Below are 23,724 nucleotides of genomic sequence, written 5' to 3' on the forward strand. Positions count from 1 at the left end.
CCGGGCGCTGGTCCCCGGTGGACGGCTGCTCGTGGCCTACGGTCCCGGTCCGCGCCCGGACCGCCGGCAGACCCTGCTGGAGACCGTGCGGGCGGCGGCGGCCGCCCACGGCTTCCCCGACGCCGGAGTGCTCACCGGGGACGGCGGCACCGGCGTCCTGGCCCACCGATCGACCGAGGAGTCCCCATGACCGCGCAGCCCACCGGACGGATCGAGTCCGGCGACCGTCTCGTCCTGACCCGTCTGTTCCGCGCCCCGATCGCCGAGATCTGGGCGGCCGTCACCGATGCCGAGCGGCTCGCCCGCTGGTACGGCACCTGGTCCGGGGACCCCTCCTCCGGGCGGGTCGAGGTGCGCATGACCGCCGAGGACCAGGCCGAGCCCGAGACGCTGGTGATCCTCCGGTGCGACCCGCCGCACCACCTCGCCATGACCCTCGGCGAGAGCGCCGACGCCTGGCGCGTCGACGTGGACCTCCACGAGAACCCCCACGAGGGCGACGGAATGGTCACGCTGCGGCTGACGCACTGGCACCCCGACCCCGCCGAGCTGGCCTCGGTCGGCCCCGGCTGGGACTACTACCTCGACCGCCTGGTCGCCGCCGAGACCGGCGGGGACGTGGACGCGGTCGACTTCGGCCGCGACTACCACCCGGCCATGACCGAGCACTACCGGGCGCTCGCCGACGAGCTGCAGGTCGGGGGCTAGCGCCCGCCTCTCGCCGGCCGGCTCGCTCAGCCGGCGGGGCTGGCGATCTGGATGAGGTTGCCGCAGGTGTCGTCGAGCACCGCGGTGGTGACCGGACCCGCCGTCGTCGGCTCCTGGACGAAGCGCACGCCCTTGTGGACCAGCCGGTCGTACTCGGCCCGGACGTCCTGCACCCCGAAACTGGTGAAGGGGATGCCGTCCTCGACGAGCGCGGCCTTGAAGGGCCCCACGGCGGGGTGGTCGGAGGGCTCGAGCACCAGCTCGACGCCCTCGGGGGCCTGGGGCGAGACCAGGGTGAGCCAGCGGCCGCCCTCGACGGGGATGTCGTGCTTGACCATGAATCCGAGCTTGCCGGTGTAGAACAGCAGCGCCCTCTGCTGGTCGTCGACGAAGACGCTCGTGTGGGTGATCTTCATGGGTCTGCCCTCCTCAGGCGCCGGCCTGGGCTTTGTCGTCGGAGATGCTGATCATCCACTGCGTCCCGAACCGGTCGGTGCACATGCCGAACAGCCCGCCCCACGGAGGACGGTCCAGCGGCATGGTGACCGTCCCGCCGTCGCTGAGCTTCTCCCAGTACCCGCGCAGGACGGTCTCGTCGTCCCCGCCCACCGAGATGGAGACGTTGTCCCCGGGAGTGAGGTCCATGCTGTTCGGGGTGTCGGAGGCCATGAGGACCATGCCGGTGTCGGTGGTGAGCATCGCGTGCATCACCTTGTTCCCCTCCGCGGGGTCCTCGCTCGCGCCGTACTCGCTGAAGCGCATGACGGTCAGCTCCCCGCCGAACACCGAGCGGTAGAACTCCATCGCCTCCTCGGCCGTGTCCCGGAACGTGAGATAGGGATTGAGCAACATGGCCATGGTCGGGCCTCCGCGTCGGTAGGGGTCGATAGTGCCCATCCTGTCCCGCCCGCCGGGGCCGGGGAAGACCCGGGGCCTTCCGCGCGGGCCCGTTACGCCCCACCGCGGGCGGCACCGGCCCTGTCCGGGACCCCGGGGGAGCTGGAACGTGCACGGCGACATCGTCGGGCGCACGGGGCGTCCCCGCGCGTAGGCTTGCCCCATGACCAGGACGCAGTACTACGTGGCCGCGAGCGCCGACGGGTACATCGCCGACCGCGAGAACCACCTCGACTGGTTGCTGCAGTACGGCTTCGAGGCGTACCAGGACCACTACGACAGCTTCCTCGCGGAGGTGGGCGCGCTCGCCATGGGCGCGAGCACCTACGAGTTCGTCGTGGACCAGGGGGAGAAGTGGGCCTACGGCGACCTCCCGACCTGGGTCTTCACCCACCGGAAGCTCCCACGCGTGGAGGGCGCGAAGCTGCACTTCGTCGAGGGCCCCGTGGAGCCTCACGTCCGGGAGATGCTGCGCTCCGCGGGCGGGCGGAACCTCTGGGTGGTCGGGGGCGGGCAGCTGGCGGCGCAGTTCGCGGACGCGGACCTGCTCGACGAGCTCTGGCTGACGCTCATGCCCATCGCCCTGGGCGGCGGGCATCCCGTCCTGCCCACGACGACGGCGAAGGACATGCACCTCCAGCGGACCACCCACTTCGAGGGCGGCGCCGTGGAGCTGCGCTACTCCCTGCGCTCGGAGCGCGAGGTCTGGCCCGAGTGATTGGCCCGGCCGGTGACCTCGCGGGGCAGGCCGTACCAGGCGGCGGCGTTGCCGTGCAGCACGGCCGCCGAGGCCTCGTCCCCGAGAACGTCCGCGACCAGGTCCACGTCCTCGTCCCGGAATGGCCGGCGCGCCCGGGTGCTCGGCAGGTCCGTCCCGAACATCAGGGCCGTGGGATCCACCGCGTGCACCCGCCGCAGGGCGTCGGCCACGTCGAGGTCCACCCTGCCGAAACCGGTGGCCTTGACCCGCGCGCCGTGCCCGACGAGGTCCAGGAGCCGGGGCAGGCCCCGCGCGCTCATGCCCAGGTGGTCGACGCTCACGCGGGGCAGCCGGCGCAGCAGGGGAGCGAGGCCGCCGAGGTCGGCGGCGTCGAGGTAGAACTCGGCGTGCCAGCCCGCGAGGTCGTGCACCCGGCGGGCGAGGCGCTCGATCTCCCGCGGGTCCGAGCCGCCGCGGTAGAGGGTGAACCGGACGGCCCGGACGCCGGCGCGGTCCAGCTCCAGGACGGCGTCGTCCGCCACGTCGGCGGGCAGCTGCGCCACCCCGGCCCAGGACGGCCCCAGCTCCCGCATCGCGGCGCGCAGCCAGGCCTGGTCGTGGCCCTGGAACGACCCGCTGACCACGGCCCCGCCCACCACGCCGAGCGGCCGGACCCGGGCGAGGTAGTCGGCGGCCGTGAAGGGGCCCGGCACGAAGCCACGGTTGGGGGCGAGCGGGAAGCGCGGGTCGATCACGTGCACGTGCGAGTCGATCATCCCGTCATTGTCCTCGGGTGCCGCGGGCGTCGCTGCGGCCGTCCCGCGGTCCCGCCCTTCCGGCACGGGACGCGAGGGCGCGTCCGCACGAGGTTCCGGGCCGCCCCGGGTACGCTCGGGCCGGATCCGTCCCGCCGAGCAGGAAGAGCGCAGGAAGAGCGTGAGCACCACCAGTGAGAAGCACCGTTGAGCAGCACCGTTGAGCACCGCCGTGGAGATCGACAGGGCCGACGACGGGCGACGCCCCCGGCCCCCTCGGCGGACCCGATGAGCGCCGACACCGTGCTGGAGGCCGCGGAGGAGAAGCTGTTCCGGGCCCAGAGGTCCTTCGCGCGGCAGCTGCTGGGGCTCGTCGCCGCGGAGCTGCGCCGCCAGCACCCGGAGGCCGTGCGCCTGACGGTCTACGCCGACCGGTACGAGTACGTCGTGGGCGACCTCCTGGACGCCGACGGCTTCGTCGTCCGTCCGGACCCCGGGCGCTGCGTGGTGGCCCGGCGGACGGCCGACGACCCGCTGGGCGGGACGGTGACCGTCGCCGCCCACGACGTCGCGGCCCTCCTGCGCCGTGCCCTGACGGTCTACGAGGGGCCGCCGGAGAAGGTGCTGCGCGCCGACCCGCACACCGGCGTGCTGCACCTGGACCTGACCCGGGCCTGAGCCGGACACCGCGCCTGCTGCGACCGGACCGGCCTCGTCCGGCGGGATCGTTACCGGATGTGTCGCCCGAACGGGCGCCACGGAGCCGAGGACACGGGGAGTCGCCTCGGGTGACCGCCCGGTAGGCAGGCGGCACGGATACTGTGTCCCGGACCACACCGGATGCTCGAATGTTTGAGGAGGTCGGCGGCAATGAGGCCCAAGACCCTGTACCTGGCCTACGCGGAAGAGGACGGACTGTTCCGCGACCTGTTCACCACCCAGTGGTCCCGCGCCGGAGCGACGGCCCAGTTCGTGGATCCTCCCGGGACCACGGCGGATGCGCAGCAGTGGAAGGAGGACGTGCGTGCCCGGATCCGCCGATCCGACGGGGTGATCGCCCTGATCGGCGGCTACACCGAGACCTCCGACGTCGCCCTGTGGCCGATCCGGTGCGCGGTGGCCGAAGGCAAGCCGCTGCTGGGCCTGTGGCTGGAGGCCGATCACCGGGTGAAGCCGGCCGAGATGGGCTCGGCGCGCTGCCAGAGCTGGACGTGGGAGAACGTCGGGGAGTTCCTCGACGCCCTGTGAGCGCGGCGCCGGAGCCGCACCCTGAAGACCGCGGCCCCGCCGTCCCGGACCGGGACGGCGGGGCCGCGGTCTGTCGCGCACATGTCCGCGTGTGAAGAGCCCAGGAACGCGTCCCCGGGCCCTTCGAATGCAAACACATAGACTCCGCTGAGAGGTCTCCGATCTGCACTTCCGGACGGGAATCTGCACCCGCTCCACCGCACCCCCATCCCCCGAAGCGCATCACCGGAGTGTCCCCCCATGCACCGAACACGTCTCACTGCCGCTGCCCTGATGAGCCTGCTGGTCCTGGTGCCCCTGGCGCCGGCCGGCGCCGAGGAGCTCCCCGCTCCGCCCGGCGCCGCCTCCTCGCCGACGGCCGGCGAAGCACCGGACCCGCGGCCCACCGACCGGATCATCGTCAAGCTCGCCGACGACGCCGCGGCGCCCGGGACCACCGACTCGGCCGTGGCGGAGTCCGTCGACCAGGCCGTGACCGAGGAGGCCCCCGCGCAGGCCGGGGAGATCACCGCCGAGGTGGTCGAGACCACGGCCGACGGGGCGAAGGTCGTGGAGCTGGGGGAGGCCGTCGAGGTCGCCGACCTCGAGGCCGCCGCCGAGGAGCTGGAAGCCGACCCGGCCGTCGAGTACGCCGAGGCCGACATGGTCGTCACCGCCTCCGCCGCCGCCGACGACCCCTCCATCGCGTCGCTGTGGAACATGACCAACGTCGGCGCCCAGGCGGCGTGGGACCGGGCGACCGGTGCCGGCCAGGTCATCGCGGTCGTGGACACCGGCATCGTCGACCACCCGGACCTCAACACCGTCCCGGGCATCGACCTGATCTCCACGGCGTCCTCCGCGTCCTCCTCCGTCCACATGTCCTCCCGCGACGGCAACGGCTGGGACCGGAACCCCCGCGACGAGGGGGACTGGGGCCGTGCCGGAACCTGCGGCGCCGCGGAGAAGACCTCCTCGTGGCACGGCACCCACGTGGCGGGCACCGCCGCCGCGGAGGCCAACAACGGCATCGGGGTCACCGGTGTCGCACCGCAGGCCAGGATCATGCCCGTGCGCGTGCTGGGCACCTGCGGCTCGGGCTACATGTCCGAGGTGGCGCTGGGCATCCGCTGGGCCTCCGGTGAGGCCGTCGGCGGCTTCGCCGCCCCGGCCGAGCCCGCCGGCGTCATCAACCTGTCGCTGAACTTCCCCGGAGTCTGCACCGAGACCTTCCAGGACGCCATCACCGCGGCGCACCGGCGCGGCTCGGTCGTGGTCTCCGCCGCCGGCAACTACAACGTCCCGGCCGAGACCACCTCCCCGGCCTCCTGCCTGGACAACATCACGGTCGGTGCCGCCGGCGCCGACGAGCAGCGGGCCTCCTACTCCAACCACGGCTGGGCCGTCGACATCCTCGCTCCCGGCGGAGCCGGGTACCACGCGGTCCACTCCACGGTGGACAGGGGCTCCTACGGACCGGTCGCCGCCGCCTACGGCGGCAACCAGGGCACCTCGATGGCCGCCCCGCACGTGGCCGGCGCCGCCGCGGTGCTGCGCGAGCTCGACCCGTCGCTGAGCGTCCACCAGATCCGCAACACCCTCACCGGGGCCGCCTCCGGGGTGGCCGGAGCCAAGCACCTGGACCTGGCCGGCGCCGTCGCCGCCACGCCACGCACCCGGATCTTCGCGGACGTGGACCCCGGCAGCCAGTTCGGCCGCGAGATCCACTACACCCACCGCGCCGGACTCCTCAACGGCTGGAGCGACGGCACCTTCCGCCCGGGCCTGAGGATCGAGCGCGGGGCGATGGCCGCGGTGATGTACCGCGAGGCCGGCTCCCCGGCCTACACCGCCCCGGCCGTCTCCTCCTTCAAGGACGTGCCCCCGGGCACCCCGTTCTACAAGGAGATCCACTGGGCGAAGTCGCGAGGGCTGCTCAACGGCTGGAACGACGCCACGTTCCGTCCCCGAAACCCGATCAACCGGGACGCCACGGCCGCGCTGCTCTATCGCGCCTCCGGGTCCCCGGCCTACACCGCGCCGGCCGCCTCCTCGTTCACGGATGTGCGACGGGGCCAGCAGTTCTACAAGGAGATCCACTGGCTGGCCGGCACCGGGATCTCCACCGGCTGGAGCGACGGCAGCTTCCGCGCGGTGGCCAACACCAACCGTGACGCGATGTCGGCGTTCCTGTTCCGCTGGGACTGGGAGGTCCGCTGACCCCGGCGGGTGCGGAGTCGCCCCCGGGCTCCTCGAGGATCCTCCCCTGATCCTGCCGGGCAGGTGCGTGACCCCCGAAATGGGGTCAGACAGAGTGTCTGCTCGCATGCCACGATGCAGTGACCACGACGTCCAGCGGGGAGGATCGGCCGTGTCGAGGGACCAGGAGAACGCGCTGATCGTCGTGATCGGCGTCGTCGGAACGCTCCAGACCATCAGTGCGCTCTACGAGTGGGTGCCGGGGGAGAAGTTCAGCACCGCCATGGCCGCGGTCATGCTGGCGTGGTCGGTGTTCTTCTTCGCGTGGGTGGTGCAGCGGGCCAGGCATGCCCCGCACAGGCGCGTGCAGCTGCGCGAGCACGACGAAGACGTGGAGGTGTGAGAGGCCCATGCCTCCCACCAGGGCGACCCGATGGCTGGTGTCGGTGACAGTCCTCGGGGTGCTCGGTCCCATGGTGGTGCGGCTGGCGGGATTCGACCCGGTGGGAGCCCACCGCAGCGTCCCGAGCTTCGTGGTCACGGCGCTCTGGGTGGTGGCGCTGTGGGTGCTGATGATGCTGGCCCTCCGCGGCCGCTCTCGATCCGATGACGGCTGACCCGGGCGGACTCGCAGTGAGCGGGGAGCATCGACGGTCGCCTGACCTTCGATGACGCCTTCACTCCGGTGCCGCCGGCCATGGCGTCGAATTCACGTCGGCAACATTCCATGCCTCCGCGAGGGCTCGCGGGGGAATGTTCCACGAGGGAGAACTCCGTCCACGGTGGTCCATTCGGGTCCTCCGCGTCACAGAAGACGGGACGCCGTCACAGAGGTACATGGAAGCAATTCCTCCAGCATGCGGCCGCCGCTGTGCCGGTCATCAGAGAGCGTGCACGGCGCACTGCGCCGAGATGGAGATGTGACCATAGGCCCAGGTCAGAGCCTTGATGGCAACCATTTTCCTCCCTAAGGTGGTATCACCTGAATCTCAGGCGAGCCCTGCCCCAAAGGCCTCGGAGCAAACACCGGCATGAATGTGCGTCTCACACGCATGCCTTCTTCAAGAAGAAATACGCACGCTTCCTTTCGGGAGAGATCATGCAAGATCTGCGCAAAACCCTCGCCAGCGCTTTCATCGCCACCGCTCTGCTCGGGGGGACGCTGGCCGCTCCCGCCGTCGCGGACACCGGACCGAGCGCCACTCAGTCTGCCGTCACCCCGGCGGGTCATGGCGGCGACCATGGCAACGGCAAGGACAAGAAGTGCCATCACCACGAGGGCTACAAGCACCAGCACGGATACTGGCACAAGCACGACGACGGCAAGAAGCACTGGCACAAGGGCTACTGGCACTGGCACAAGGACTACAAGCACTGCCACAAGCACGGCGACAAGAAGCACGACCACGAGGAGCATCACCGGAGCGGCGGACACTGAGCCGGCCGACCTTGGGCTGAACAGCTCGGGTCCACCGAGCTCGAGTCCGACGATTGGGGGGCGAGCAGTCCTTATCGCGAAGAATGCATGTCATGGCCGCAGGAGCGTCGGTCCGTCGTCCGGATGACCTCGGCCGAGCGCCGACCTGGACCAGCAGGAGATCGTCACCCGGCCCGAGGGCTGGGTGACGATCTCCTCAGTGGTGGCGCTGCGTCTGGGCGTGCCACCGGTGATCCCCGAGGGGATCAGGAAGGTCTTGTCAGGGCAGGACGGTGATGTTCGCTGCCTGGGGACCCTTGGGCCCCTCCTGGGTCTCGAACTCCACGTGGTCGCCCTCGTTGAGGGAGCGGAAACCGCTGGAGGCGATGGCCGAGAAGTGCGCGAACACGTCCTTGGAGCCGTCGTCGGGGGCGATGAAGCCGAAGCCCTTGTCGGCGTTGAACCACTTGACCACACCAGTAGTCATATTCAGTACCTGTCTTCCTGCAGAAAAGCCGAGCGGTCCCCGGCTCTCGGGGGGCTCGTGCACGTTGTGCCCGTGCACCGACAGCCTGACAGAAGGTCCCGGCTCTGGACAGACCCGACCGCATTGAGACATCCGCATTGAGACATCCGCGCGACGTCGGGGGCTGGGCTATGGTTGATGAGGAAAACAAACCGATGCGACACGGTCGGCTGACCTGACCTCCGGCCGCTGTCGCTCCTCCGGTGATCATGCGGCTGCGCCGAGCAGGGCTCCGGAGCAGGACGTGTCAGGGAAGGCACGATCGACCCGCATGGAAAGGACGTGCCGCTGCCGTGAAGCGACGTGGCGATGCCGTCCCCGAGAGGTCGGCACCCGGTGACACCTCCCGGCTCTGACCCTGCGGTGCCCCGGCCGGTGTCGCGGGTGACCAGTTTCCTGACCGTGGTGGTCTGCTTCGCCGCCACCACCGCGCCCACGGTCCTGTACTCGGTGTGGCGGGCGCAGATGGGGTTCTCCGCCACCGTGCAGACGGTCGTCTTCGCCGTCTACGTGGCCGGCCTGGTGCCCGGTCTCGTCGTGGCCGGGGCGCTGCTGCACCGTCTCAGCCCCCGGTGGTTGATGACGGCCGGCACGGCCGTGTCCGTGGCCGCGGCGCTGGTGCTGGCGGTCGCCCCGGTCGCCGCGGTGCTGGTCCTCGCCCGCGTGGTCCAGGGGGTGGCACTGGGCGTGGTGATGGCCGCCAGCAGCGCGGCGCTCTACCGCGGCGCCCCGCCGCGTCCGCGGGAGTTCACCGCCCTGCTGATCACCCTCACGGCCGCCATCGGGGCTTCCGCCGGCCCGGTCGGCGCCGGGGTGCTCGCCGATGTCACCGGCCGCGGCACGACCGTCCCGATGCTGGGGTGGGCGGTCCTGCTGGCCGGGTGCCTGGTGCTACTGGGCGCCCATGGCAGCACCCCCGTCCCGGCCCGGGACACCGAGACGGGCCGGGACACCGCGGAGGACGGTGCGGGGAGACCCGGCCTGTCGCCGGGTGCCGACCGGCACCCGGTCCCGCGCGGGCTGGTGATGATCAGCCTCACCGCCGGTCTGTCCTGGGGCGTGGTCGGCATCTACCAGTCCGTGGGCCCCGGCCTCATCGGTCAGGCGCTGGGCGTGGACAGCCTGACGGTGCTGGGTGCGATCGTGGCGATCGTGCTCACCGTCGGAGGGATCGTCCAGATCGCCACCCGGCGCGTGCCCGTGCCCCGGTCCCGCCGCCTCGGCATGGGCTTCCTGCTGCTGGCCATCATGACGTTCGCCGCCATGCTTCTGACGGGCAACCTCGCCCTGGCCCTGGTGGCCGCCCTGTGCGCCGGGGTGGGACACGGGTTCACCTACCTCAGCGCCACCCACGAGATCGGGGAGCTGATCCGCCGCCACCCCCACCGGGCCGGAGCCTGGATGAGCGCCTACTTCGCCATCGCCTACCTCTGCCTGGCCGTGCTCACGGTCGCCCTCGGCGTGCTGGGGGACATCTGGGACCTGACGTCCTCGGCCCTGGCCCTCATGGGCGCCATCGCCGTCGGATGCCTCGCCATGCTGTTCTCCGGCAACCGTCCCGGCTCCCCCTGACCCAGCTACCCGATCCACCGATCCGACCTGACCCGCCGATCCTACGGGCGCTGCGCAGGCCAGGGGCGGGAACTGGTGCCATCATGGTGGTCCCGTCCGACTGCTCGACAGGAGTCAGCATGGCCATCCCCGCCACTCTCGAGGATTTTCGGCGACGCTGGGAGGAGTTCAGCGCCGGCGTGGAGCACGAGGAGATCGCCGACACCCTGGGACTGGTCCCGCACGCGGTGACGGGGGACAGCCTGTCCTTCGCGATGCCTCTGGTGGATCGGCTCCGTCAGGCCGGGGGGATGTTCTCGGCCACCGCGCTGTTCGGTGCCGCGGACATCACGGGAACCTTCCTGGCCATGCAGGTCCTCTCGGAGGAGGGCAGGTTCCCCCTGGCGGTCCAGGCCAGCACCAGTTTCCTGGCCAACACCACGGAGGGGACCGCGGTGGCCACCGCCCGGCTGCTGCGGGCCGGACGCACCGTGGCCGTGGCGCAGGTCAGCGTCACGGAGGCCGCGGGCAAGCACCTGGCCGAGGCAACCTTCACCTACGCCCTGAAGTGACGTGGGGCCGGCCGGACAGCTCGCACGTCGGGGGTGCGCCCGACGGCATTCGGCGGCTGCACACCGGGTCGGCAAGGATCTTTGTCTTCGGAACCGCTGATCCTTGACTGGCCCCGGACCGGCTACCAGACTTTGACAGGTGGTCACCAAGCTGGATCGACAGCGGCTCCTGCGTGGTACCGCCCAGCGGGTCGACCCGCCTCGGACGGCGGTACGGGATGCCGTGCACGCGCACCGTTGCGCCGGCACGGACTCGATCAGCCGTGCCGCCCGCCGCGATCTCCCCCGGCGCCGTGAACCAGGCCCTGCAGACAGCCATACGGGACCTCGAGCGGTCGCTGCCCGGCGCAGCCCCGTCTTCGACGGCGCACAACGACCACAGCTTCTCCGCCGACGACTTCTCAGTCGACTCTGTCGACGCGGCCGATGTCAACCGCCGGGGGCAGCGCCCCGAGCGCGTGAGCAGTTCCTGACCAGCACAGCCATCGTGGAAGGAAATCCCATGTCCCAGACGCCTGAGGCCCCTGCGCACGGCAGCGAGAGCGAGAACCCGGCGATCGACGCGCCCACACCCAAGGCCGGCCGGCCGCGGACGGTCCAGGACTGGTGGCCCAACCAGCTGGACCTGGGGGTCCTGCGGAAGCACTCGGCCACGACCGATCCGCTGGGCGACGACTTCGACTACGCGAGGGAGTTCGCGAAGCTCGACGTCGAAAAGCTCAAACGTGACCTCACCGAGCTGATGACCACCTCGCAGGACTGGTGGCCCGCCGACTTCGGGCACTACGGAGGGCTGTTCATCCGGATGAGCTGGCACTCGGCCGGCACCTACCGCATCGCGGACGGCCGCGGTGGTGCCGGGGAGGGCGCCCAGCGGTTCGCCCCGCTCAACAGCTGGCCCGACAACGCCAACCTGGACAAGGCCCGGCGCCTGCTGTGGCCCGTCAAGCAGAAGTACGGCCGGAAGATCTCGTGGGCCGACCTCCTGGTCCTGGCCGGGAACGTCGCGCTCGAGTCGATGGGCTTCAAGACGTTCGGCTTCGGCTTCGGCCGCGAGGACATATGGGAGCCCGAGGAGATGTTCTGGGGCCCGGAGGACACCTGGCTCGGGGATGAGCGCTACGCCGGCGACCGCGAGCTCTCGGGCCCGCTCGCGGCGGTGCAGATGGGGCTGATCTACGTCAACCCCGAGGGACCCAACGGCAACCCCGACCCGCTGGCCTCCGCCCACGACATCCGCGAGACATTCGGCCGCATGGCGATGAACGACGAGGAGACGGTCGCCCTGATCGCCGGCGGGCACTCTTTCGGCAAGACCCACGGCGCAGGGCCGGCCGACCACGTGGGCCCCGAGCCCGCGGCCTGTCCGCTCCACGCACAGGGCCTCGGCTGGAAGAGCACCTACGGCACGGGCAAGGGCCCGGACACGATCACCAGCGGCTTGGAGGTGACCTGGACCAGCACCCCGACCACGTGGGGCAACGGCTTCTTCGGCAACCTGTTCGGCCACGAGTGGGAGCTGACCGAGAGTCCCGCCGGGGCGCACCAGTGGGTCGCCAAGGACGCCGACGAGACCGTCCCGGACGCCTTCGACCCGGAGAAGAAGCACCGGCCGACGATGCTCACGACCGACCTCGCGCTCCGGGTCGACCCGGTGTACGAGAAGATCTCGCGGCGGTTCCACGAGAACCCCGACGAGTTCGCCGAGGCGTTCGCCAAGGCCTGGTACAAGCTGCTGCACCGCGACATGGGGCCGGTCTCCCGCTACCTGGGCCCGTGGATCCCGGAGCCACAGCTGTGGCAGGACCCGGTCCCTGCGGCCGACCACGAGCTGATCGGGGACGACGACGTCGCCGCCCTGAAGGCCACCCTGTTCGATTCCGGCCTGACCGTGGCGCAGCTGGCCTCCACGGCGTGGGCCTCCGCGTCCTGCTTCCGGGGCACCGACAACCGCGGCGGGGCCAACGGCGCCCGCATCCGCCTCGAGCCGCAGCGCAGCTGGGAGGTCAACGAGCCGGCCGAGCTGGCCGACGCGCTGCGCGTCCTCGAGCAGGTCCAGCAGGACTTCAACAACGCCCAGTCCGGCGGGAAGAGGGTGTCGCTGGCCGACCTGATCGTCCTCGGCGGCTGTGCCGCCGTCGAGCAGGCGGCCCGGAACGCCGGTCACGAGGTCGAGGTCCAGTTCCGGCCCGGGCGCACGGACGCCACGCAGGAGCAGACCGACGTCGAGTCCTTCTCCGTGCTGGAGCCGCAGGCCGACGGCTTCCGCAACTACCTGAAGTCCGGGGTGCAGCTCTCGCCCGAGACGCTCCTGCTCGATCGCGCCTACATGCTGAACCTCACCGCACCGGAGATGACGGTCCTGGTCGGTGGCATGCGGGTCCTGGGAACGAACTTCGGGAGGTCGGAGCACGGTGTCCTCACCGACCGCACCGAGGCCCTGACCAACGACTTCTTCGTCAACCTCCTCGCCGCCGGCGCGGAGTGGAGGGCGTCCGACTCGTCGGAGGACGTCTTCGAGATCCGTGACGGGGCCACGGACGAGCTCAAGTGGACGGCCACCGCGGCCGATCTCGTCTTCGGCTCGCACTCCCAGCTGCGGGCGATCTCGGAGGTCTACGGCAGCGACGACGCTCAGGAGAAGTTCGTGCGGGACTTCGTCACCGCGTGGGTCAAGGTCATGGAGCTCGACCGGTTCGACCTCCGCTGACGTCACGGCTGTCAGGAGGACAGAGCGAGGCGCCGTCCGGACCATTCCGGACGGCGCCTCTGCACGGCCGGACCGGTGTCACCGCAGGGTCCCCGACATCTCCGCCACGGAATGACGCCCAGTCACAACAGTGACACGATTCCGTTGGTGGTCTGACCCGTGATGGACCGTCTGACTAGTATGAATGCCGCTACGACTACGTCAGGAGCGCAGAAGTCGTCCATCAGGGCACTTGCGGGAAGCGTTCGACCTGTGCCCTGCGCCATCATGCAGTCAGCCACGACGAGGGATTTCCTCGGTCTTTGATGGGAAGAACCATCATGCTCCGTTCACAGTGTTCTCGTTTTCTCGCCGGAATGTCTTCGGTCGCACTGGTCGCCGCCGGCATCGTCTTGGGCGGTCCGGCCCGGGCTGTGTCCTCCCCCGGACAGGAGCCTCCACCGCTGGCCACAGCGGGCAACTACTCGCTGCCCGCCTACAGCGAGGCTCAGGGCTGGCGGGTGGACCGGCACCCGCGCCTGCTGGGGGACGTCAACGGCGACCGTCGGGCCGATATCGTCGGCTTCGCCAACGACGGTGTCTACGTCTCCTACGGTCAGATCAACGGTACTGTCAGCGTCCCGCTCAAGAAGGTCGACGAGTTCGGGGTCAACCAGGGGTGGCGGGTGGATCAGCACCCGCGCCTGCTGGGGGACGTCAACGGCGACGGTCGGGCGGACATCGTCGGCTTCGCCAGCGAAGGCACCTACGTCTCCTACGGCCAGGCCAACAACACCTTCACCCCTGCCGCCCGGAAGATCGACGAGTTCGGGGCCAACCAGGGCTGGCGGGTGGATCAGCACCCGCGCCTGCTGGGGGACGTCAACGGCGACGGCCAGGCGGACGTCGTCGGCTTCGCCAGCGAAGGGACCTACGTCTCCTACGGGCGGCCCAACAGCACCTTCAGCGCTGTGGCCCGGAAGGTCGACGAGTTCGGGGCCAACCAGGGGTGGCGGGTGGATCAGCACCCGCGGCTGCTGGGGGACGTCAACGGGGACCGTCGGGCCGACGTGGTGGGCTTCGCCAGTGAGGGCACCTACGTCTCCTACGGCCAGGCCAACAACACGATGACCCCTGCGGCCCGGAAGGTCGACGAGTTCGGGGTCAACCAGGGGTGGCGGGTGGATCAGCACCCGCGCCTGCTCGGTGACATCAACGGGGACCGTCGGGCCGACGTGGTGGGCTTCGCCAACATCGGCGTCTACGTCTCCTACGGTCAGGCCAACAACACCCTCGGCGCCCCCACCAAGGTGCTCAACACCTACGGGTACAACTCGGGGTGGCGGGTCCAACGGCACCTGCGCCTGATCGGTGACATCGACGGCAACAGGAGGGAAGACATCGTCGGCTTCGGCAGCAGCCGGACATACATCCACACGTTCTGATCCCGGACCGGAACGGACCGGAAGCACTCCGGGACCATGACCATGGGCCCCCTTGCCCGCAGGACGGCAGGGGGGCCCATGACTGGGGCCACGGCGGAAGGCCGTCGTGGCACCTCCCGGCAAGCGCCTTGCTGCCCTCATCACGTCGTGATGGTCCACCGCGCACGTCTGCGGCGAAGCGACCCGCCCCCCGTCACGAAGAGATCGGTTCCCCCCAGGACAGGGTTCCCACCTCCGCGCGCGGTGGTGCCTGAGCCGGTCGTGGCCGGCACACAGCGTGTTCCGAGGAAGTTGAGTCCTCGGGGGCCTTACGCTCTTGCCCTCCGCCGGGGGAGGATCTCCTCACGGCCCGTCTCCGCCCCGCGCTGGAGCCCCCGCCGGGCCCGTGCCACCGGAGGTGATCATGAACGACCCCCTGAGCATCGTCCCCGACAGTCTTGCCGCGGTGCCCAGCCCCCTCGATGCGGTGGTGAGCCCCGCGGCGCAACGACAGTTCCTGGAGGGCATGCGGTTTCCCATCTCGTGCACCGGTTCGTCGGGGACGGTGAGGAGCCCCCAGTTGCGCCGGCTCTCGGGCACCGGCGGCTACGAGGTGGTCCTGCAGTTCCTGGCCCACTACGTCGCCCTGGCGCTTCCGGACCCGGTTGCGACCGAGGGCAGCTTCTGGGCCATGGAAGCGGTCATCGACTCCCACACACCGGTGGAGGAACCACAGCAGCTGGTGCGGCTCAGCGTGCACGGCGTGGCGGTGGCGACCGTGGTGGAGGACCCCGACGGGGACGGTGAGACGCCCCTGGTGTGCCTGGCCCTGGCCCCGGCACCGGAGGTGGGCCGGGCCTACTCCCCGGAGCCGACCTACCTGGATGTCGACGGGGTCCCGGCGCCTGCTCAGCAGGCCGAGGGGACCGCCGAGGACCTGAGCCGGGCGCTGCTGGCGGACGCGGATCTGCTCTCTGCGGGGCGCCGGGCCGTGGTGGGACTGATGCGCCTGGGCCCCACCGGCAGCGTGCGGCACGAACGCGATCTCGCCGATGTCGTGTTCAGCACCCTCACCGGGATGGAGAGCCTCGCCGCCTCCGGATGACCACCATGACCACGTCGTCGTTCAACCTCCCGTCTCCCGTCATTAACCCGTCCTGACTACGGTCGGCACAGCTGAGCGGAGGCCGTCCGGGCGGTGACCGCCCGGACGGCCATGGACTGTGGAGGGGTTTCATTGGCGACCGGACACCAGGGCATGCGGAGCAGGATCCTGCGGGGGGCGACCGTGGCGGGGCTGAGCACGGCGCTGCTCCTGCCGACGGGGACGGCGGCGGCCTCCCAGGGCGGGGCGGACCGACTCGATCTGGAGGCGCAGGCCGTCGCCCAGCTGACCCGCAGCACCCAGTGGGAGCAGCAGGCGAGGATCCCCCTGGACTTCGACACCTTCCACCCCCAGGGCATGACGCTGGTGGGGGAGCACATCTTCATCAGCAGCGTGGAGATCATCGAGCCCACCCAGAAGCACCCCGCCCCGGTGGACGGGACGGACCGCACGGCAGGCAGGGGACAGGGCCACGTCTTCGTGGTCACCCGCGAGGGGGAGCTGGTCAAGGACATCGAACTCGGCGAGGGCGACGTCTACCACCCGGGCGGCATCGACTTCGACGGCGAGAGCGTGTGGGTGCCGGTGGCCGAGTACCGCCCCGACAGCCGCTCGATCGTCTACAGCATCGACCCGGAGACCTTCGAGGTCACCGAGCAGTTCCGCTACGACGACCACGTGGGCGGTGTGGTGCGCGACGAGCGGACGTGCAGGATCCACGGCGTCAGCTGGGGGTCCCGGGACCTGTTCACCTGGTCCAGGACGGGCCGGATCCAGGACGTGGTGGCCAACGAGAGCCACATGGTCGACCACCAGGACTGCGAGTACTCCGGCGGCGTTACCCAGATCTGCACCGGCGTCACCAACCTGGCCACCCCCGAGGGCGGCACCTATGAGCTCGGTGGGATCGCGCTGCTGGATCTGAAGACGGACCGTGTCCTGCACGAGCTCCCGGTCCAGGAGTTCTCCACGGCCGGCCACTCCGTCACCCGCAATCCGGTGGCCTTCGAGGCCGAGGGGGACACCCTGAGGATGTTCGCCGCTCCTGACGACGGCGAAGAGGCCAACGGCACAGAGCTGCTGGTCTACGCCGCCCGTCCTTGAGGGCCGGCTCGCCGCACGCCTGAGCGGCCGGGACGGGCAGGAGGTGCGGCGCCGGATCCGGGAGATCCGCGCCGCGCTACGGAACGGCTGCCCTCGGCACCCCGCCGCTGGTGCCACCCTCCGGCCGAGGACCTGGAGGAGGGAGAACGCGGCCGGTGGGCCGCGGCGGCCGTGCGCGCCGTGAGCGGCTACCGGCGCACGACCAGGACCGGGCAGTGCGCGTGGGCGACCAGCGCGGAGCTGACCGAGCCCATGATCATCCCGAGGACCCCGCCGACGCCGCGGGGTCCGACCACCAGCATCCGGGCGTTCCTGCTCTCCTCGATCAGGAGATCGGCGGGGCGTCCCCGCAGCAGCCTGGTGCTCAGGGCCGCCGGCCGGTGCGGGCCGAAGACCTCCTCGAGGGTGCTCTCGAGCATCCGTTCGCTGTCGGCGCGGAACGCGTCGGGATCGATCTCCGGGATGTACCCGTAGGAGGCCACATGCATCGTGGGGTCCTCCCAGCAGGAGACGGCCTCCAGTGGAGCGCCCAGTGCCTGCGCCAGGCGGGCTCCTTCCCGCAGCGCCTCCTTCGAGTCGTCGGAGCCGTCCACGCCCACGATGATGCGGCCGCTGCTGTCCGGGAAGTCGCTCATGCTGGTTCCTCCGGTCGGGGGCCGGCAGCCGCGCGGCTGCCGGCCCGTGTGCTGGGACGGGACGGGTGTGCCGGGCCCGGACGGGCCGATGTCCCGCCTACGCGGAACCGCTGGTCTCGGAGCGGGTGACCGGGATCTTCCGCGTGGCCTGCTGCGGGGCCTGCTCGCGGATGGGCGCGCGCACCTCGAGGACCCCGTCGGTGTACGTGGCGCTGATGTCCTCGTCCTTGCAGCCTTCCGGCAGGGGCAGGGTGCGGGCGAAGGAGCCGTAGTGGAACTCGGAGCGGTAGCTGTCCTTGTCCTTGTGCTCGCTCCTCTGCTGCCGGGTGGCCCGCAGGTGCAGGGTGTCGTTGACCACGGTGAGGTCCACGTCCTTGTCCGGGTCGATGCCGGGCAGCTCCGCCCGGATCACCATGGTGTTGCCGTCCTGGAACTCCTCCACCCGCGGCCACGCCGTCTGGAGGTCTCCCTCCATCAGACGGCGGAAGGGTTCGAGCATGTCGAAACTGTCTCGGCGCATCAATCCGGCCATGACCTGACTCCTCGTTCTGAGCTCGTCGGCACCGGCCGCCTCCGGCCAGTGCGCCTGCCGTCCGCGGGCTGCGGCATCGGCGTCGGAGCTGCGCGGTGCGGCCGGGCACTTCCACGATAGGCACCCACTGACGGAGGGGTAAGGCCCCGGCCTGACAAGTCCCGATGATGACGCCGACCGCGAGCGGGCCGGGACCTGTCGGTGCCGTGGCGATGGGGCAGAGACCGGGCGGCGGGGGAGTCAGTGCCCGCCGCGCGCAGCTCCGCCCGCGGCTCCGGAGAGCACGACGGCGGCCCCGCCGGCGCCCACCAGGCGCCGGAACAGGCAGCGGGTGGGCGCGGTCATCGCAGGCCTCCTGCGGCTCGGACCACGCGCTGGGTCCCGGCGGGGACCCGCCACGAGGTGGCCAGGCGGGCGGCGGCGGTCCGGTCGGTGCGGTCCGAGAGCACGTGGTAGCCCATCTGCACCCCCGCGGGGGTGACCTCCAGGACGCTGTATCCGTGGGAGTCGAGGTCCAGATGCTTCACGTGCGGGTTCGCCGCCCGGAACGCCGTCTCCACGGACAGGGAGGCCGTGCGCGGGGGCACCGCGAGAAGGTCGTCGAGGTTGTCACTGGTGACCGACGTGCACACCAGTTCCGTGGCCACCGAGTCACCGGTGAGCGGATAGGTCAGCGGGTGGGCGGGCAGGTCGCAGGCCCAGGCGGAGTGGATGTCGCCGGTGAGGAACACCGTGTCCCTGATCCCGTGGTCGCGCAGGTGGTCCAGGACCCGGGAGCGGTCGGCGGTGTAGCCGTCCCACTGGTCGACGTTGTAGGGCACGCCGTCGATCGGGTGGCCCCCATCAGCTCCTGGAGGGCGCCGATCTCGCCGGTGCTGAGGGTGGAGGGGAAGCGGACGGGGGCGATCATCACCGGGTTGCCGACCAGCTTCCACTGCGCCTCCGCGGTGGTCAGCCCCTCGAGCAGCCAGGACATCTGCTCGTCCCCGGTGAGCGTGCGGTCCGGGTCGTCGATCTGCGCCGAGACGGGGCCGGTGGCCTGCGCGCTGCGGTAGGAGCGCAGGTCCAGCATCGACAGGCTGGCCAGGGACCCGAAGGCCAACCGGCGGTACAGGGCGCCTCCGGGCTCCCAGCGCACGGGCATCCATTCCGCGTAGGCCTGCTGGGCCGCGGCCCGCCGCGCGGTCCAACTGCCCTCGGCGCCCTCGGTGTGGTTGCCCGCCCCACCGGCCCAGGCATCGTCGGCGGACTCGTGGTCGTCCCACGTCACGACGAACGTGACAGCCGCGTGCAGGGTCTGCAGGTCCGGGTCGGTCTTGTACTGGGCGTGCCGGCGGCGGTAGTGGTCCAGGACCGTCAGCTCCACCGGAGGGTCGTGCGGGCGGACCACGACGTCGCGGGCCTGGTACTCGCCCGGGGCGTACTCGTAGAGGTAGTCGCCCAGGTGGAGCACCAGATCCAGGTCCTCCCGCTGGGCCAGGTGGCGGTAGGAGGAGAACCAGCCGGCCTGCCAGTTCGCGCACGAGACCACCCCGATCCGCAGCCGGTCCACGGCCGCCCCGGGGGGCGGGCGTGGTGCGCGCCCGCCCGACCGGGGAGATCTCCCGGCCCCACCGGAAGCGGTACCAGTGGTCGGTGGCCGGCTGCAGCCCTCGGGGCTCGGCCTTCACCGTGTGGTCACGAGCAGGGCCGGTGCCCACGACACCGCGGGCCACGATCCGTCCGAAGTCGGGGTCCGTGGCCACCTCCCACGTCACCGTCACCTCCGGCCCGGCCCCCGAGCCGGGCAGCGATTCCGGGGTGGGGGAGACACGGGTCCAGAGCAGGACGCCGTCCGGCAGCGGGTCCCCGGAGGCCACCCCGTGACGGAAGGCGGTGGTGGAGGCGGTGGCGGCTCGGGCGGCGGCAGGGACGGCGGCGCCGAGGGCGGCGCCGGTCACGGCGGCGACCCCGGCTGTGCGCAGGAGCCTGCGGCGAGTGAAAGAGGACATGCCCTGATTACACCCCGGGCGCTCCGTCCGGGAGCGCTGGTGGGCGGCGGGTCCGGAGAATGTTCACCGGATCGTCCGGGCCTGCACCGCACGTCCCGGTCTGCCCGCCGGCGGTGGCCGGGGCGGCCGGAGTCAGGAGGATGCCCTGGCCGGACAGGTGGCGAACGGCCAGGGCATCCCGCGGGGATCCCTGGGGGGTGGATCCGCACCGCGGCGTCAGAGGTCGGGGGCCCTGCTGACCCCCGAACGGTATGCAGGGCCGGTGGCCGTCCGGCAAACCCCGGGTGAACATCGGGTCGGGCCGCGCCGCTCCGTGCTGGATCCTGGGACGGGTCGTGGGCGGGAGCGTCTCCACGAGTACATGGTCCAGGCCCACGCAGCGGGGTGCCGGACGCGGTCCAGCAGCGCGATCCGGTGCCGCCACGCCAGTAGCGGCCGGGTTCGGAACCGGCTCATTTCCCGTCCTCGACCGAGCCGTCGGGGACGTGCGGAGTCGACCCTGTGACGGGCGGCGGGGGAGTCAGAACGGAGGCGTAGGCGTGCTCGGTGGAGTACCGGAGGAACGACAGGTGAGCTTCGTAGCGGTCGAGGACGTCGTTGATGAGCTGCTGCTGGGTCAGGCCCATGAGGTCGTAGCCTTCGCTGCCCGTCTGCGTGAAGACCTCGAGCCTGTAGTAGACGTCGGTCTCCTTGGACATGCTCCGGGCCCCGATCATCGGCACCGGAGCCTTGACCGCCGCCACCTGGTAGTGGAAGTCGCGGTGGTCGTCCATGGGGACGAGCAATGTGTGCTCGTCGATGCCCGTTTCGGGGTTCCGGGTCCTGGAGAGCTCTGCCCTGTAGCCGAGCGTCTGGAACTCCTCGGCGACATCCCGCAGGGCCGGATCCACGACGCGGTCGACGAAGTGGGCGACCGCCTTCTGCGAGGGATAGGACCGCAGCCGTGCCAGACGCTGCTTCCACGTCTTCTCCGGGACCTGACCGCCGTCGGCCGCGGCGAAGCGCCGGCGCAGGGTCCGGCCCTCGCGTTCGGCCCGCTCCATCCTCAGCACCTTCGAGAACGAGGCCATGACGAGGTACGCGATGATCGTCACCGGCAGCGCGAAGATGAGCGTGGCGTACTCCATGGTGGTGACACCGCCGGCCATGAGCATGGCGATGGTGAGGATCGCCGTCAGCAGCGCCCAGAAGATGCGCAGCCACTTCGCCCCGTCCTGGGCCGGGTCGGGAATGAAGGAGGAGAAGTTCGACATCACCATGGCCCCGGAGTTGGCGCTCGTCAGGTAGAACAGGAGCCCGGACAGGGTCGCCAGCCCGATGAGGAACGCCGCCCCGGGGAACATCTCGAGGAGCGAGTACCAGCCCTGTTCTGGGCTCTCCATGGACAGCCGCGCGAACTCGGTGTTGCCGTTGAGCACCTCGTGCATCGCGGAGTTGCCGAAGATGGTGACGATGAAGAAGTCGCACAGCACCGGTGCGGTGATGGCCGCGATGACGAACTCCCGCAGCGTCCTGCCCCGTGAGATCCGGGCGAGGAACAGGCCGACGAAGGGCCCCCAGGCCAGCCAGAAGGCCCAGAAGAACAGGGTCCAGCCCGCCATCCAGTCGGAGCCGCCGTCGACGTAGGCGAAGGTCTGCAGCGTCCGCTCGGGAAGCGTGAGGACGAAACGCCCGATGTTCTCCACCATGGCGTTCAGCAGAAAGGCGGTCTCGCCGGTGACCAGGATGTACAGCATCATCGCGCCCGCGCTCCAGAGGTTGAGCTCGGAGATCAGCCGGATGCCCTTGTCCACGCCCGAGGTGCAGGCGGCCACCGTCATGACCACGGCCATCAGCACGAGGGCGACCTGCAGCGCCAGTCCTTCCGTGAACCCGAAGAGCCAGGCGAATCCCACGTTCAGGAGCACCACGCCGATGCCCATCGAGGTCGCCACGCCGAACACCGTGCCCACGAGGGCGAAGATGTCGATGACATCGCCGGTGGCACCGCGCACGCGCTTGCCGAGCAGCGGATACAGGGCGGCCCGGATCGAGAGCGGCATTCCCCAGCGGTAGGCGAAGTAGCCCATGGCCATGCCGAGCAGGGCGTACATCGACCAGCCCGCCACGCCGTAGTGGAACATCGTCCAGACGACGGCGTCCTGGGCGGCCTCGGCCGACCGCGGATCGACCGACGGCGGAGAGACGTACTGCGTGACCGGTCCGGTCACGGAGTAGAACAGCATGTCGATGCCCACGCCGGCGGCGAAGAGCATCGCGACCCAGGTGAAGAGCTTGTACTGGGGGCGGGAATGGTCGGGGCCGAGCCGGACGCTGCCCTCCTTGGAGAAGGCCACCCACAGGACGAAGAGGATCACCAGGGTCACCGTGAGGACGTAGAACCAGCCCAGGTTGATCGCAATCCAGCGGACGGTCTCGTGCATGACGGACGCGGCGTTCGCCGGGGCCATCATCGCCCACAGGGAGAAGGCGAGGATGACCACGGAGGAGATGACGAAGACACGCCAGTTGACACGGGACCCGCGGTCCTCGGCGAGCTCCGCCGGTCCCTTGCTCAGCTCGGTGCTGGAGATCGGTGGCAGCTCGTCCTCGGGGACGTGCGATCTGCGGCGTACGGCCGCTCCGAACCGCTCGCGCTCGAGCATCGCCCTGAGCGGTTCGCTCTCCGGCCGTTGCGTGTCTTCTGCGTCCGCCATTCACTTCACCCTTCGTCCGGGAACAGGATCGGGGCCGCGCGGAACGGTACACCGCGTCTGCCTCGGATCCGAGGGAAGGGGAGAGAAATATTCACCTGCACAGGGCGTGTCGTCGCGCAACCATCCTGGACATGGTATGCCGCCGGGGGCAAGACCCTTAATTTGCATCCCGTGTCAAACAAATGTCCGGGGTCGTCCCGCTCGCCGCAGGGCGCGCGCGGACCCATGCGGACCACGGGGAGAAGCCTTCGGATCGAGAGGGCGTCCGTTCCCTGCCGGGCCTCTACCGGGCGTCGCCCGAGGTGCCGTCGAGGCCCACGGTGATGTCGTGGCCGACGGCGCTGCCGTGCTCCACCGTCCGCGAGACCGTGCAGTACTTGTCGTGGGACAGGGCGACGAGGCGCTCGACCATGCCGGCGGCCTTGCGACCGCCGGCGTCGTCGGGGAACGAGAGGTGGAAGGAGAGGTGCAGGTCCTCCAAGCGGTTCGCGCCGTTCTCCTCGACGATCTTGCGCCCGGTGGCCTCGACCCGGAACTCCGAGGGCTCCGTGCTGCGAGAGGTCGCGGTGTCCACGTCGATGGCGGAGCACCCGGCAATCGCGGCCAGCAGGAGCTCCACGGGGGACAGCAGGCCCTCACCCTGGCCGAAGGCGAGCTCGGCGCCCGCCGCGTTGCGGGCGATGTAGTGGCCGGTGGCGGTGCGGGACAGCTCGACGGACCGCAGCACGGGGTCTTGGACTTCACTCATGAGCCCATGATGCCAAGTCCACCCGCAGCGCTGCCGAGGACCTTCGCCCGGAGGCGACCGACGGTCCCTTCGCGTCCGGCTCCGGTGCCCTGGTGCGGGGGACGACGCCGGCGCTGACCATGGCGATGGCCGGCCGCGGCACGTACTGCGACGACCTCATCGGGGCCGGGGTCCCCACGATGAGAGCTCGCTGCCCGGCCGGCTGAGGCCCGACCCGCGAGCGCCGGCAGGGTGCGACGACCCGTCCG

General features: G+C 70.8%; 24 protein-coding genes and 2 pseudogenes. 15 read left to right on the forward strand and 11 right to left on the reverse strand.

All coding sequences use genetic code 11. From position 1 onward, the window contains the following. The first annotated feature begins 31 nt into the window (after positions 1–31). Together IEW07_RS16325 and IEW07_RS16330 are read left to right on the forward strand one after the other, a co-directional pair. Entirely contained in the window at positions 32–190 is a 159-nt protein-coding gene (locus IEW07_RS16325) for a hypothetical protein (RefSeq protein WP_188539179.1), read from the forward strand. Further along, positions 187–708: an SRPBCC family protein gene (locus IEW07_RS16330; protein WP_188539181.1), complete on the forward strand. Its 522-nt coding sequence runs from the start codon at positions 187–189 to the stop codon at positions 706–708. Before IEW07_RS16325 ends, IEW07_RS16330 begins: the two co-directional genes overlap by 4 nt. A gap of 26 nt (positions 709–734) precedes the next feature. Here the strand turns inward: IEW07_RS16330 and IEW07_RS16335 are convergent, their stop codons facing one another. Then, positions 735–1,124 (reverse strand): VOC family protein, encoded by a 390-nt coding sequence (locus tag IEW07_RS16335; protein WP_188539184.1) that lies wholly within the window; start codon positions 1,122–1,124, stop codon positions 735–737. Positions 1,125–1,137: 13 nt separating this feature from the next. After that, positions 1,138–1,566 (reverse strand): VOC family protein, encoded by a 429-nt coding sequence (locus IEW07_RS16340; RefSeq protein ID WP_188539186.1) that lies wholly within the window; start codon positions 1,564–1,566, stop codon positions 1,138–1,140. 202 nt (positions 1,567–1,768) lie between these two features. Between IEW07_RS16340 and IEW07_RS16345 the strand changes: the two genes are divergently transcribed. Further along, positions 1,769–2,323: a dihydrofolate reductase family protein gene (locus tag IEW07_RS16345; protein WP_188539187.1), complete on the forward strand. Its 555-nt coding sequence runs from the start codon at positions 1,769–1,771 to the stop codon at positions 2,321–2,323. Here IEW07_RS16345 and IEW07_RS16350 read toward each other — a convergent pair. Next, the gene (locus IEW07_RS16350) at positions 2,284–3,081 is read right to left on the reverse strand and encodes an amidohydrolase family protein (protein ID WP_188539189.1); all 798 of its coding nucleotides are present in this window, start codon (positions 3,079–3,081) and stop codon (positions 2,284–2,286) included. The genes IEW07_RS16345 and IEW07_RS16350 overlap by 40 nt on opposite strands. Before the next feature lie 267 nt (positions 3,082–3,348). Here IEW07_RS16350 and IEW07_RS16355 point away from each other — a divergent pair, with 267 nt between their 5' ends. From IEW07_RS16355 to IEW07_RS16380, 6 genes are all read left to right on the forward strand, one after another. Further along, entirely contained in the window at positions 3,349–3,738 is a 390-nt protein-coding gene (locus tag IEW07_RS16355) for a hypothetical protein (protein WP_188539191.1), read from the forward strand. 192 nt (positions 3,739–3,930) lie between these two features. After that, positions 3,931–4,308 (forward strand): TIR domain-containing protein, encoded by a 378-nt coding sequence (locus IEW07_RS16360; protein WP_188539193.1) that lies wholly within the window; start codon positions 3,931–3,933, stop codon positions 4,306–4,308. Between the two features lie 240 nt (positions 4,309–4,548). Beyond that, positions 4,549–6,507 carry a S8 family serine peptidase gene (locus tag IEW07_RS16365; protein WP_188539195.1) on the forward strand — a complete coding sequence of 653 codons (1,959 nt, stop codon included), beginning with the start codon at positions 4,549–4,551 and terminating at the stop codon, positions 6,505–6,507. A gap of 151 nt (positions 6,508–6,658) precedes the next feature. Then, positions 6,659–6,889: a hypothetical protein gene (locus tag IEW07_RS16370; protein ID WP_188539197.1), complete on the forward strand. Its 231-nt coding sequence runs from the start codon at positions 6,659–6,661 to the stop codon at positions 6,887–6,889. A 7-nt stretch (positions 6,890–6,896) separates the two neighbouring features. Then, positions 6,897–7,103 (forward strand): hypothetical protein, encoded by a 207-nt coding sequence (locus tag IEW07_RS16375; RefSeq protein WP_188539198.1) that lies wholly within the window; start codon positions 6,897–6,899, stop codon positions 7,101–7,103. A 482-nt stretch (positions 7,104–7,585) separates the two neighbouring features. Beyond that, positions 7,586–7,924 carry a hypothetical protein gene (locus IEW07_RS16380; RefSeq protein WP_188539199.1) on the forward strand — a complete coding sequence of 113 codons (339 nt, stop codon included), beginning with the start codon at positions 7,586–7,588 and terminating at the stop codon, positions 7,922–7,924. A 259-nt stretch (positions 7,925–8,183) separates the two neighbouring features. Here the strand turns inward: IEW07_RS16380 and IEW07_RS16385 are convergent, their stop codons facing one another. Next, on the reverse strand, positions 8,184–8,390 hold the full coding sequence (locus tag IEW07_RS16385; protein WP_188539200.1) for a cold-shock protein: 207 nt from the start codon (positions 8,388–8,390) through the stop codon (positions 8,184–8,186). A 423-nt stretch (positions 8,391–8,813) separates the two neighbouring features. Here IEW07_RS16385 and IEW07_RS16390 point away from each other — a divergent pair, with 423 nt between their 5' ends. The 6 genes from IEW07_RS16390 (at position 8,814) to IEW07_RS16415 (ending at position 16,874) form a co-directional block, all read left to right on the forward strand. Further along, positions 8,814–10,001 carry an MFS transporter gene (locus tag IEW07_RS16390; protein WP_188539201.1) on the forward strand — a complete coding sequence of 396 codons (1,188 nt, stop codon included), beginning with the start codon at positions 8,814–8,816 and terminating at the stop codon, positions 9,999–10,001. A gap of 119 nt (positions 10,002–10,120) precedes the next feature. Continuing rightward, positions 10,121–10,552: a PaaI family thioesterase gene (locus tag IEW07_RS16395; protein ID WP_188539202.1), complete on the forward strand. Its 432-nt coding sequence runs from the start codon at positions 10,121–10,123 to the stop codon at positions 10,550–10,552. A 502-nt stretch (positions 10,553–11,054) separates the two neighbouring features. Next, entirely contained in the window at positions 11,055–13,262 is a 2,208-nt protein-coding gene (gene katG, locus IEW07_RS16400; RefSeq protein ID WP_188539204.1) for a catalase/peroxidase HPI, read from the forward strand. Positions 13,263–13,618: 356 nt separating this feature from the next. After that, positions 13,619–14,686: an FG-GAP repeat domain-containing protein gene (locus IEW07_RS16405; protein WP_188539206.1), complete on the forward strand. Its 1,068-nt coding sequence runs from the start codon at positions 13,619–13,621 to the stop codon at positions 14,684–14,686. A 403-nt stretch (positions 14,687–15,089) separates the two neighbouring features. Next, positions 15,090–15,770, forward strand: a complete 681-nt coding sequence (locus tag IEW07_RS16410) for a hypothetical protein (RefSeq protein WP_188539208.1) — start codon at positions 15,090–15,092, stop codon at positions 15,768–15,770. A 153-nt stretch (positions 15,771–15,923) separates the two neighbouring features. Next, positions 15,924–16,874 (forward strand): DUF6454 family protein, encoded by a 951-nt coding sequence (locus IEW07_RS16415; RefSeq protein WP_188539210.1) that lies wholly within the window; start codon positions 15,924–15,926, stop codon positions 16,872–16,874. Between the two features lie 188 nt (positions 16,875–17,062). Here IEW07_RS16415 and IEW07_RS16420 read toward each other — a convergent pair whose 3' ends face one another. The 7 genes and pseudogenes from IEW07_RS16420 to IEW07_RS16440 all read right to left on the reverse strand — a co-directional run bounded on the left by IEW07_RS16420 (position 17,063) and on the right by IEW07_RS16440 (position 23,476). Beyond that, positions 17,063–17,509 (reverse strand): universal stress protein, encoded by a 447-nt coding sequence (locus IEW07_RS16420; RefSeq protein ID WP_188539212.1) that lies wholly within the window; start codon positions 17,507–17,509, stop codon positions 17,063–17,065. Between the two features lie 97 nt (positions 17,510–17,606). Further along, the gene (locus IEW07_RS16425) at positions 17,607–18,041 is read right to left on the reverse strand and encodes an Hsp20/alpha crystallin family protein (protein WP_229741917.1); all 435 of its coding nucleotides are present in this window, start codon (positions 18,039–18,041) and stop codon (positions 17,607–17,609) included. A gap of 341 nt (positions 18,042–18,382) precedes the next feature. After that, complete coding sequence (locus tag IEW07_RS21465; RefSeq protein ID WP_268235539.1) at positions 18,383–18,976, reverse strand: alkaline phosphatase D family protein; 594 nt, start codon at positions 18,974–18,976, stop codon at positions 18,383–18,385. A gap of 8 nt (positions 18,977–18,984) precedes the next feature. Further along, a pseudogene (locus IEW07_RS21470) lies at positions 18,985–19,593 on the reverse strand (alkaline phosphatase D family protein); the annotation flags it as partial. A gap of 28 nt (positions 19,594–19,621) precedes the next feature. Further along, positions 19,622–20,032: pseudogene (locus tag IEW07_RS21135) on the reverse strand (PhoD-like phosphatase N-terminal domain-containing protein); the annotation flags it as partial. Between the two features lie 452 nt (positions 20,033–20,484). Then, positions 20,485–22,728, reverse strand: a complete 2,244-nt coding sequence (gene betT / locus IEW07_RS16435) for a choline BCCT transporter BetT (protein ID WP_188539214.1) — start codon at positions 22,726–22,728, stop codon at positions 20,485–20,487. A gap of 283 nt (positions 22,729–23,011) precedes the next feature. After that, entirely contained in the window at positions 23,012–23,476 is a 465-nt protein-coding gene (locus IEW07_RS16440) for an OsmC family protein (RefSeq protein WP_188539216.1), read from the reverse strand. Positions 23,477–23,724: the final 248 nt, after the last annotated feature.

It is taken from the genome of Kocuria dechangensis (assembly GCF_014636775.1).
Lineage (GTDB): Bacteria > Actinomycetota > Actinomycetes > Actinomycetales > Micrococcaceae > Kocuria > Kocuria dechangensis.

Bases quoted from the DNA above. Each gene is read 5' to 3' on its own strand.
- IEW07_RS16330 (WP_188539181.1), top strand. From the start codon at position 187: ATGACCGCGCAGCCCACCGGACGGATCGAGTCCGGCGACCGTCTCGTC.
- IEW07_RS16335 (WP_188539184.1), bottom strand. From the start codon at position 1,124: ATGAAGATCACCCACACGAGCGTCTTCGTCGACGACCAGCAGAGGGCG.
- IEW07_RS16340 (WP_188539186.1), bottom strand. From the start codon at position 1,566: ATGGCCATGTTGCTCAATCCCTATCTCACGTTCCGGGACACGGCCGAG.
- IEW07_RS16345 (WP_188539187.1), top strand. From the start codon at position 1,769: ATGACCAGGACGCAGTACTACGTGGCCGCGAGCGCCGACGGGTACATC.
- IEW07_RS16350 (WP_188539189.1), bottom strand. From the start codon at position 3,081: ATGATCGACTCGCACGTGCACGTGATCGACCCGCGCTTCCCGCTCGCC.
- IEW07_RS16355 (WP_188539191.1), top strand. From the start codon at position 3,349: ATGAGCGCCGACACCGTGCTGGAGGCCGCGGAGGAGAAGCTGTTCCGG.
- IEW07_RS16360 (WP_188539193.1), top strand. From the start codon at position 3,931: ATGAGGCCCAAGACCCTGTACCTGGCCTACGCGGAAGAGGACGGACTG.
- IEW07_RS16365 (WP_188539195.1), top strand. From the start codon at position 4,549: ATGCACCGAACACGTCTCACTGCCGCTGCCCTGATGAGCCTGCTGGTC.
- IEW07_RS16375 (WP_188539198.1), top strand. From the start codon at position 6,897: ATGCCTCCCACCAGGGCGACCCGATGGCTGGTGTCGGTGACAGTCCTC.
- IEW07_RS16380 (WP_188539199.1), top strand. From the start codon at position 7,586: ATGCAAGATCTGCGCAAAACCCTCGCCAGCGCTTTCATCGCCACCGCT.
- IEW07_RS16385 (WP_188539200.1), bottom strand. From the start codon at position 8,390: ATGACTACTGGTGTGGTCAAGTGGTTCAACGCCGACAAGGGCTTCGGC.
- IEW07_RS16395 (WP_188539202.1), top strand. From the start codon at position 10,121: ATGGCCATCCCCGCCACTCTCGAGGATTTTCGGCGACGCTGGGAGGAG.
- katG (WP_188539204.1), top strand. From the start codon at position 11,055: ATGTCCCAGACGCCTGAGGCCCCTGCGCACGGCAGCGAGAGCGAGAAC.
- IEW07_RS16405 (WP_188539206.1), top strand. From the start codon at position 13,619: ATGTCTTCGGTCGCACTGGTCGCCGCCGGCATCGTCTTGGGCGGTCCG.
- IEW07_RS16410 (WP_188539208.1), top strand. From the start codon at position 15,090: ATGAACGACCCCCTGAGCATCGTCCCCGACAGTCTTGCCGCGGTGCCC.
- IEW07_RS16415 (WP_188539210.1), top strand. From the start codon at position 15,924: ATGCGGAGCAGGATCCTGCGGGGGGCGACCGTGGCGGGGCTGAGCACG.
- IEW07_RS16420 (WP_188539212.1), bottom strand. From the start codon at position 17,509: ATGAGCGACTTCCCGGACAGCAGCGGCCGCATCATCGTGGGCGTGGAC.
- IEW07_RS16425 (WP_229741917.1), bottom strand. From the start codon at position 18,041: ATGGCCGGATTGATGCGCCGAGACAGTTTCGACATGCTCGAACCCTTC.
- betT (WP_188539214.1), bottom strand. From the start codon at position 22,728: ATGGCGGACGCAGAAGACACGCAACGGCCGGAGAGCGAACCGCTCAGG.
- IEW07_RS16440 (WP_188539216.1), bottom strand. From the start codon at position 23,476: ATGAGTGAAGTCCAAGACCCCGTGCTGCGGTCCGTCGAGCTGTCCCGC.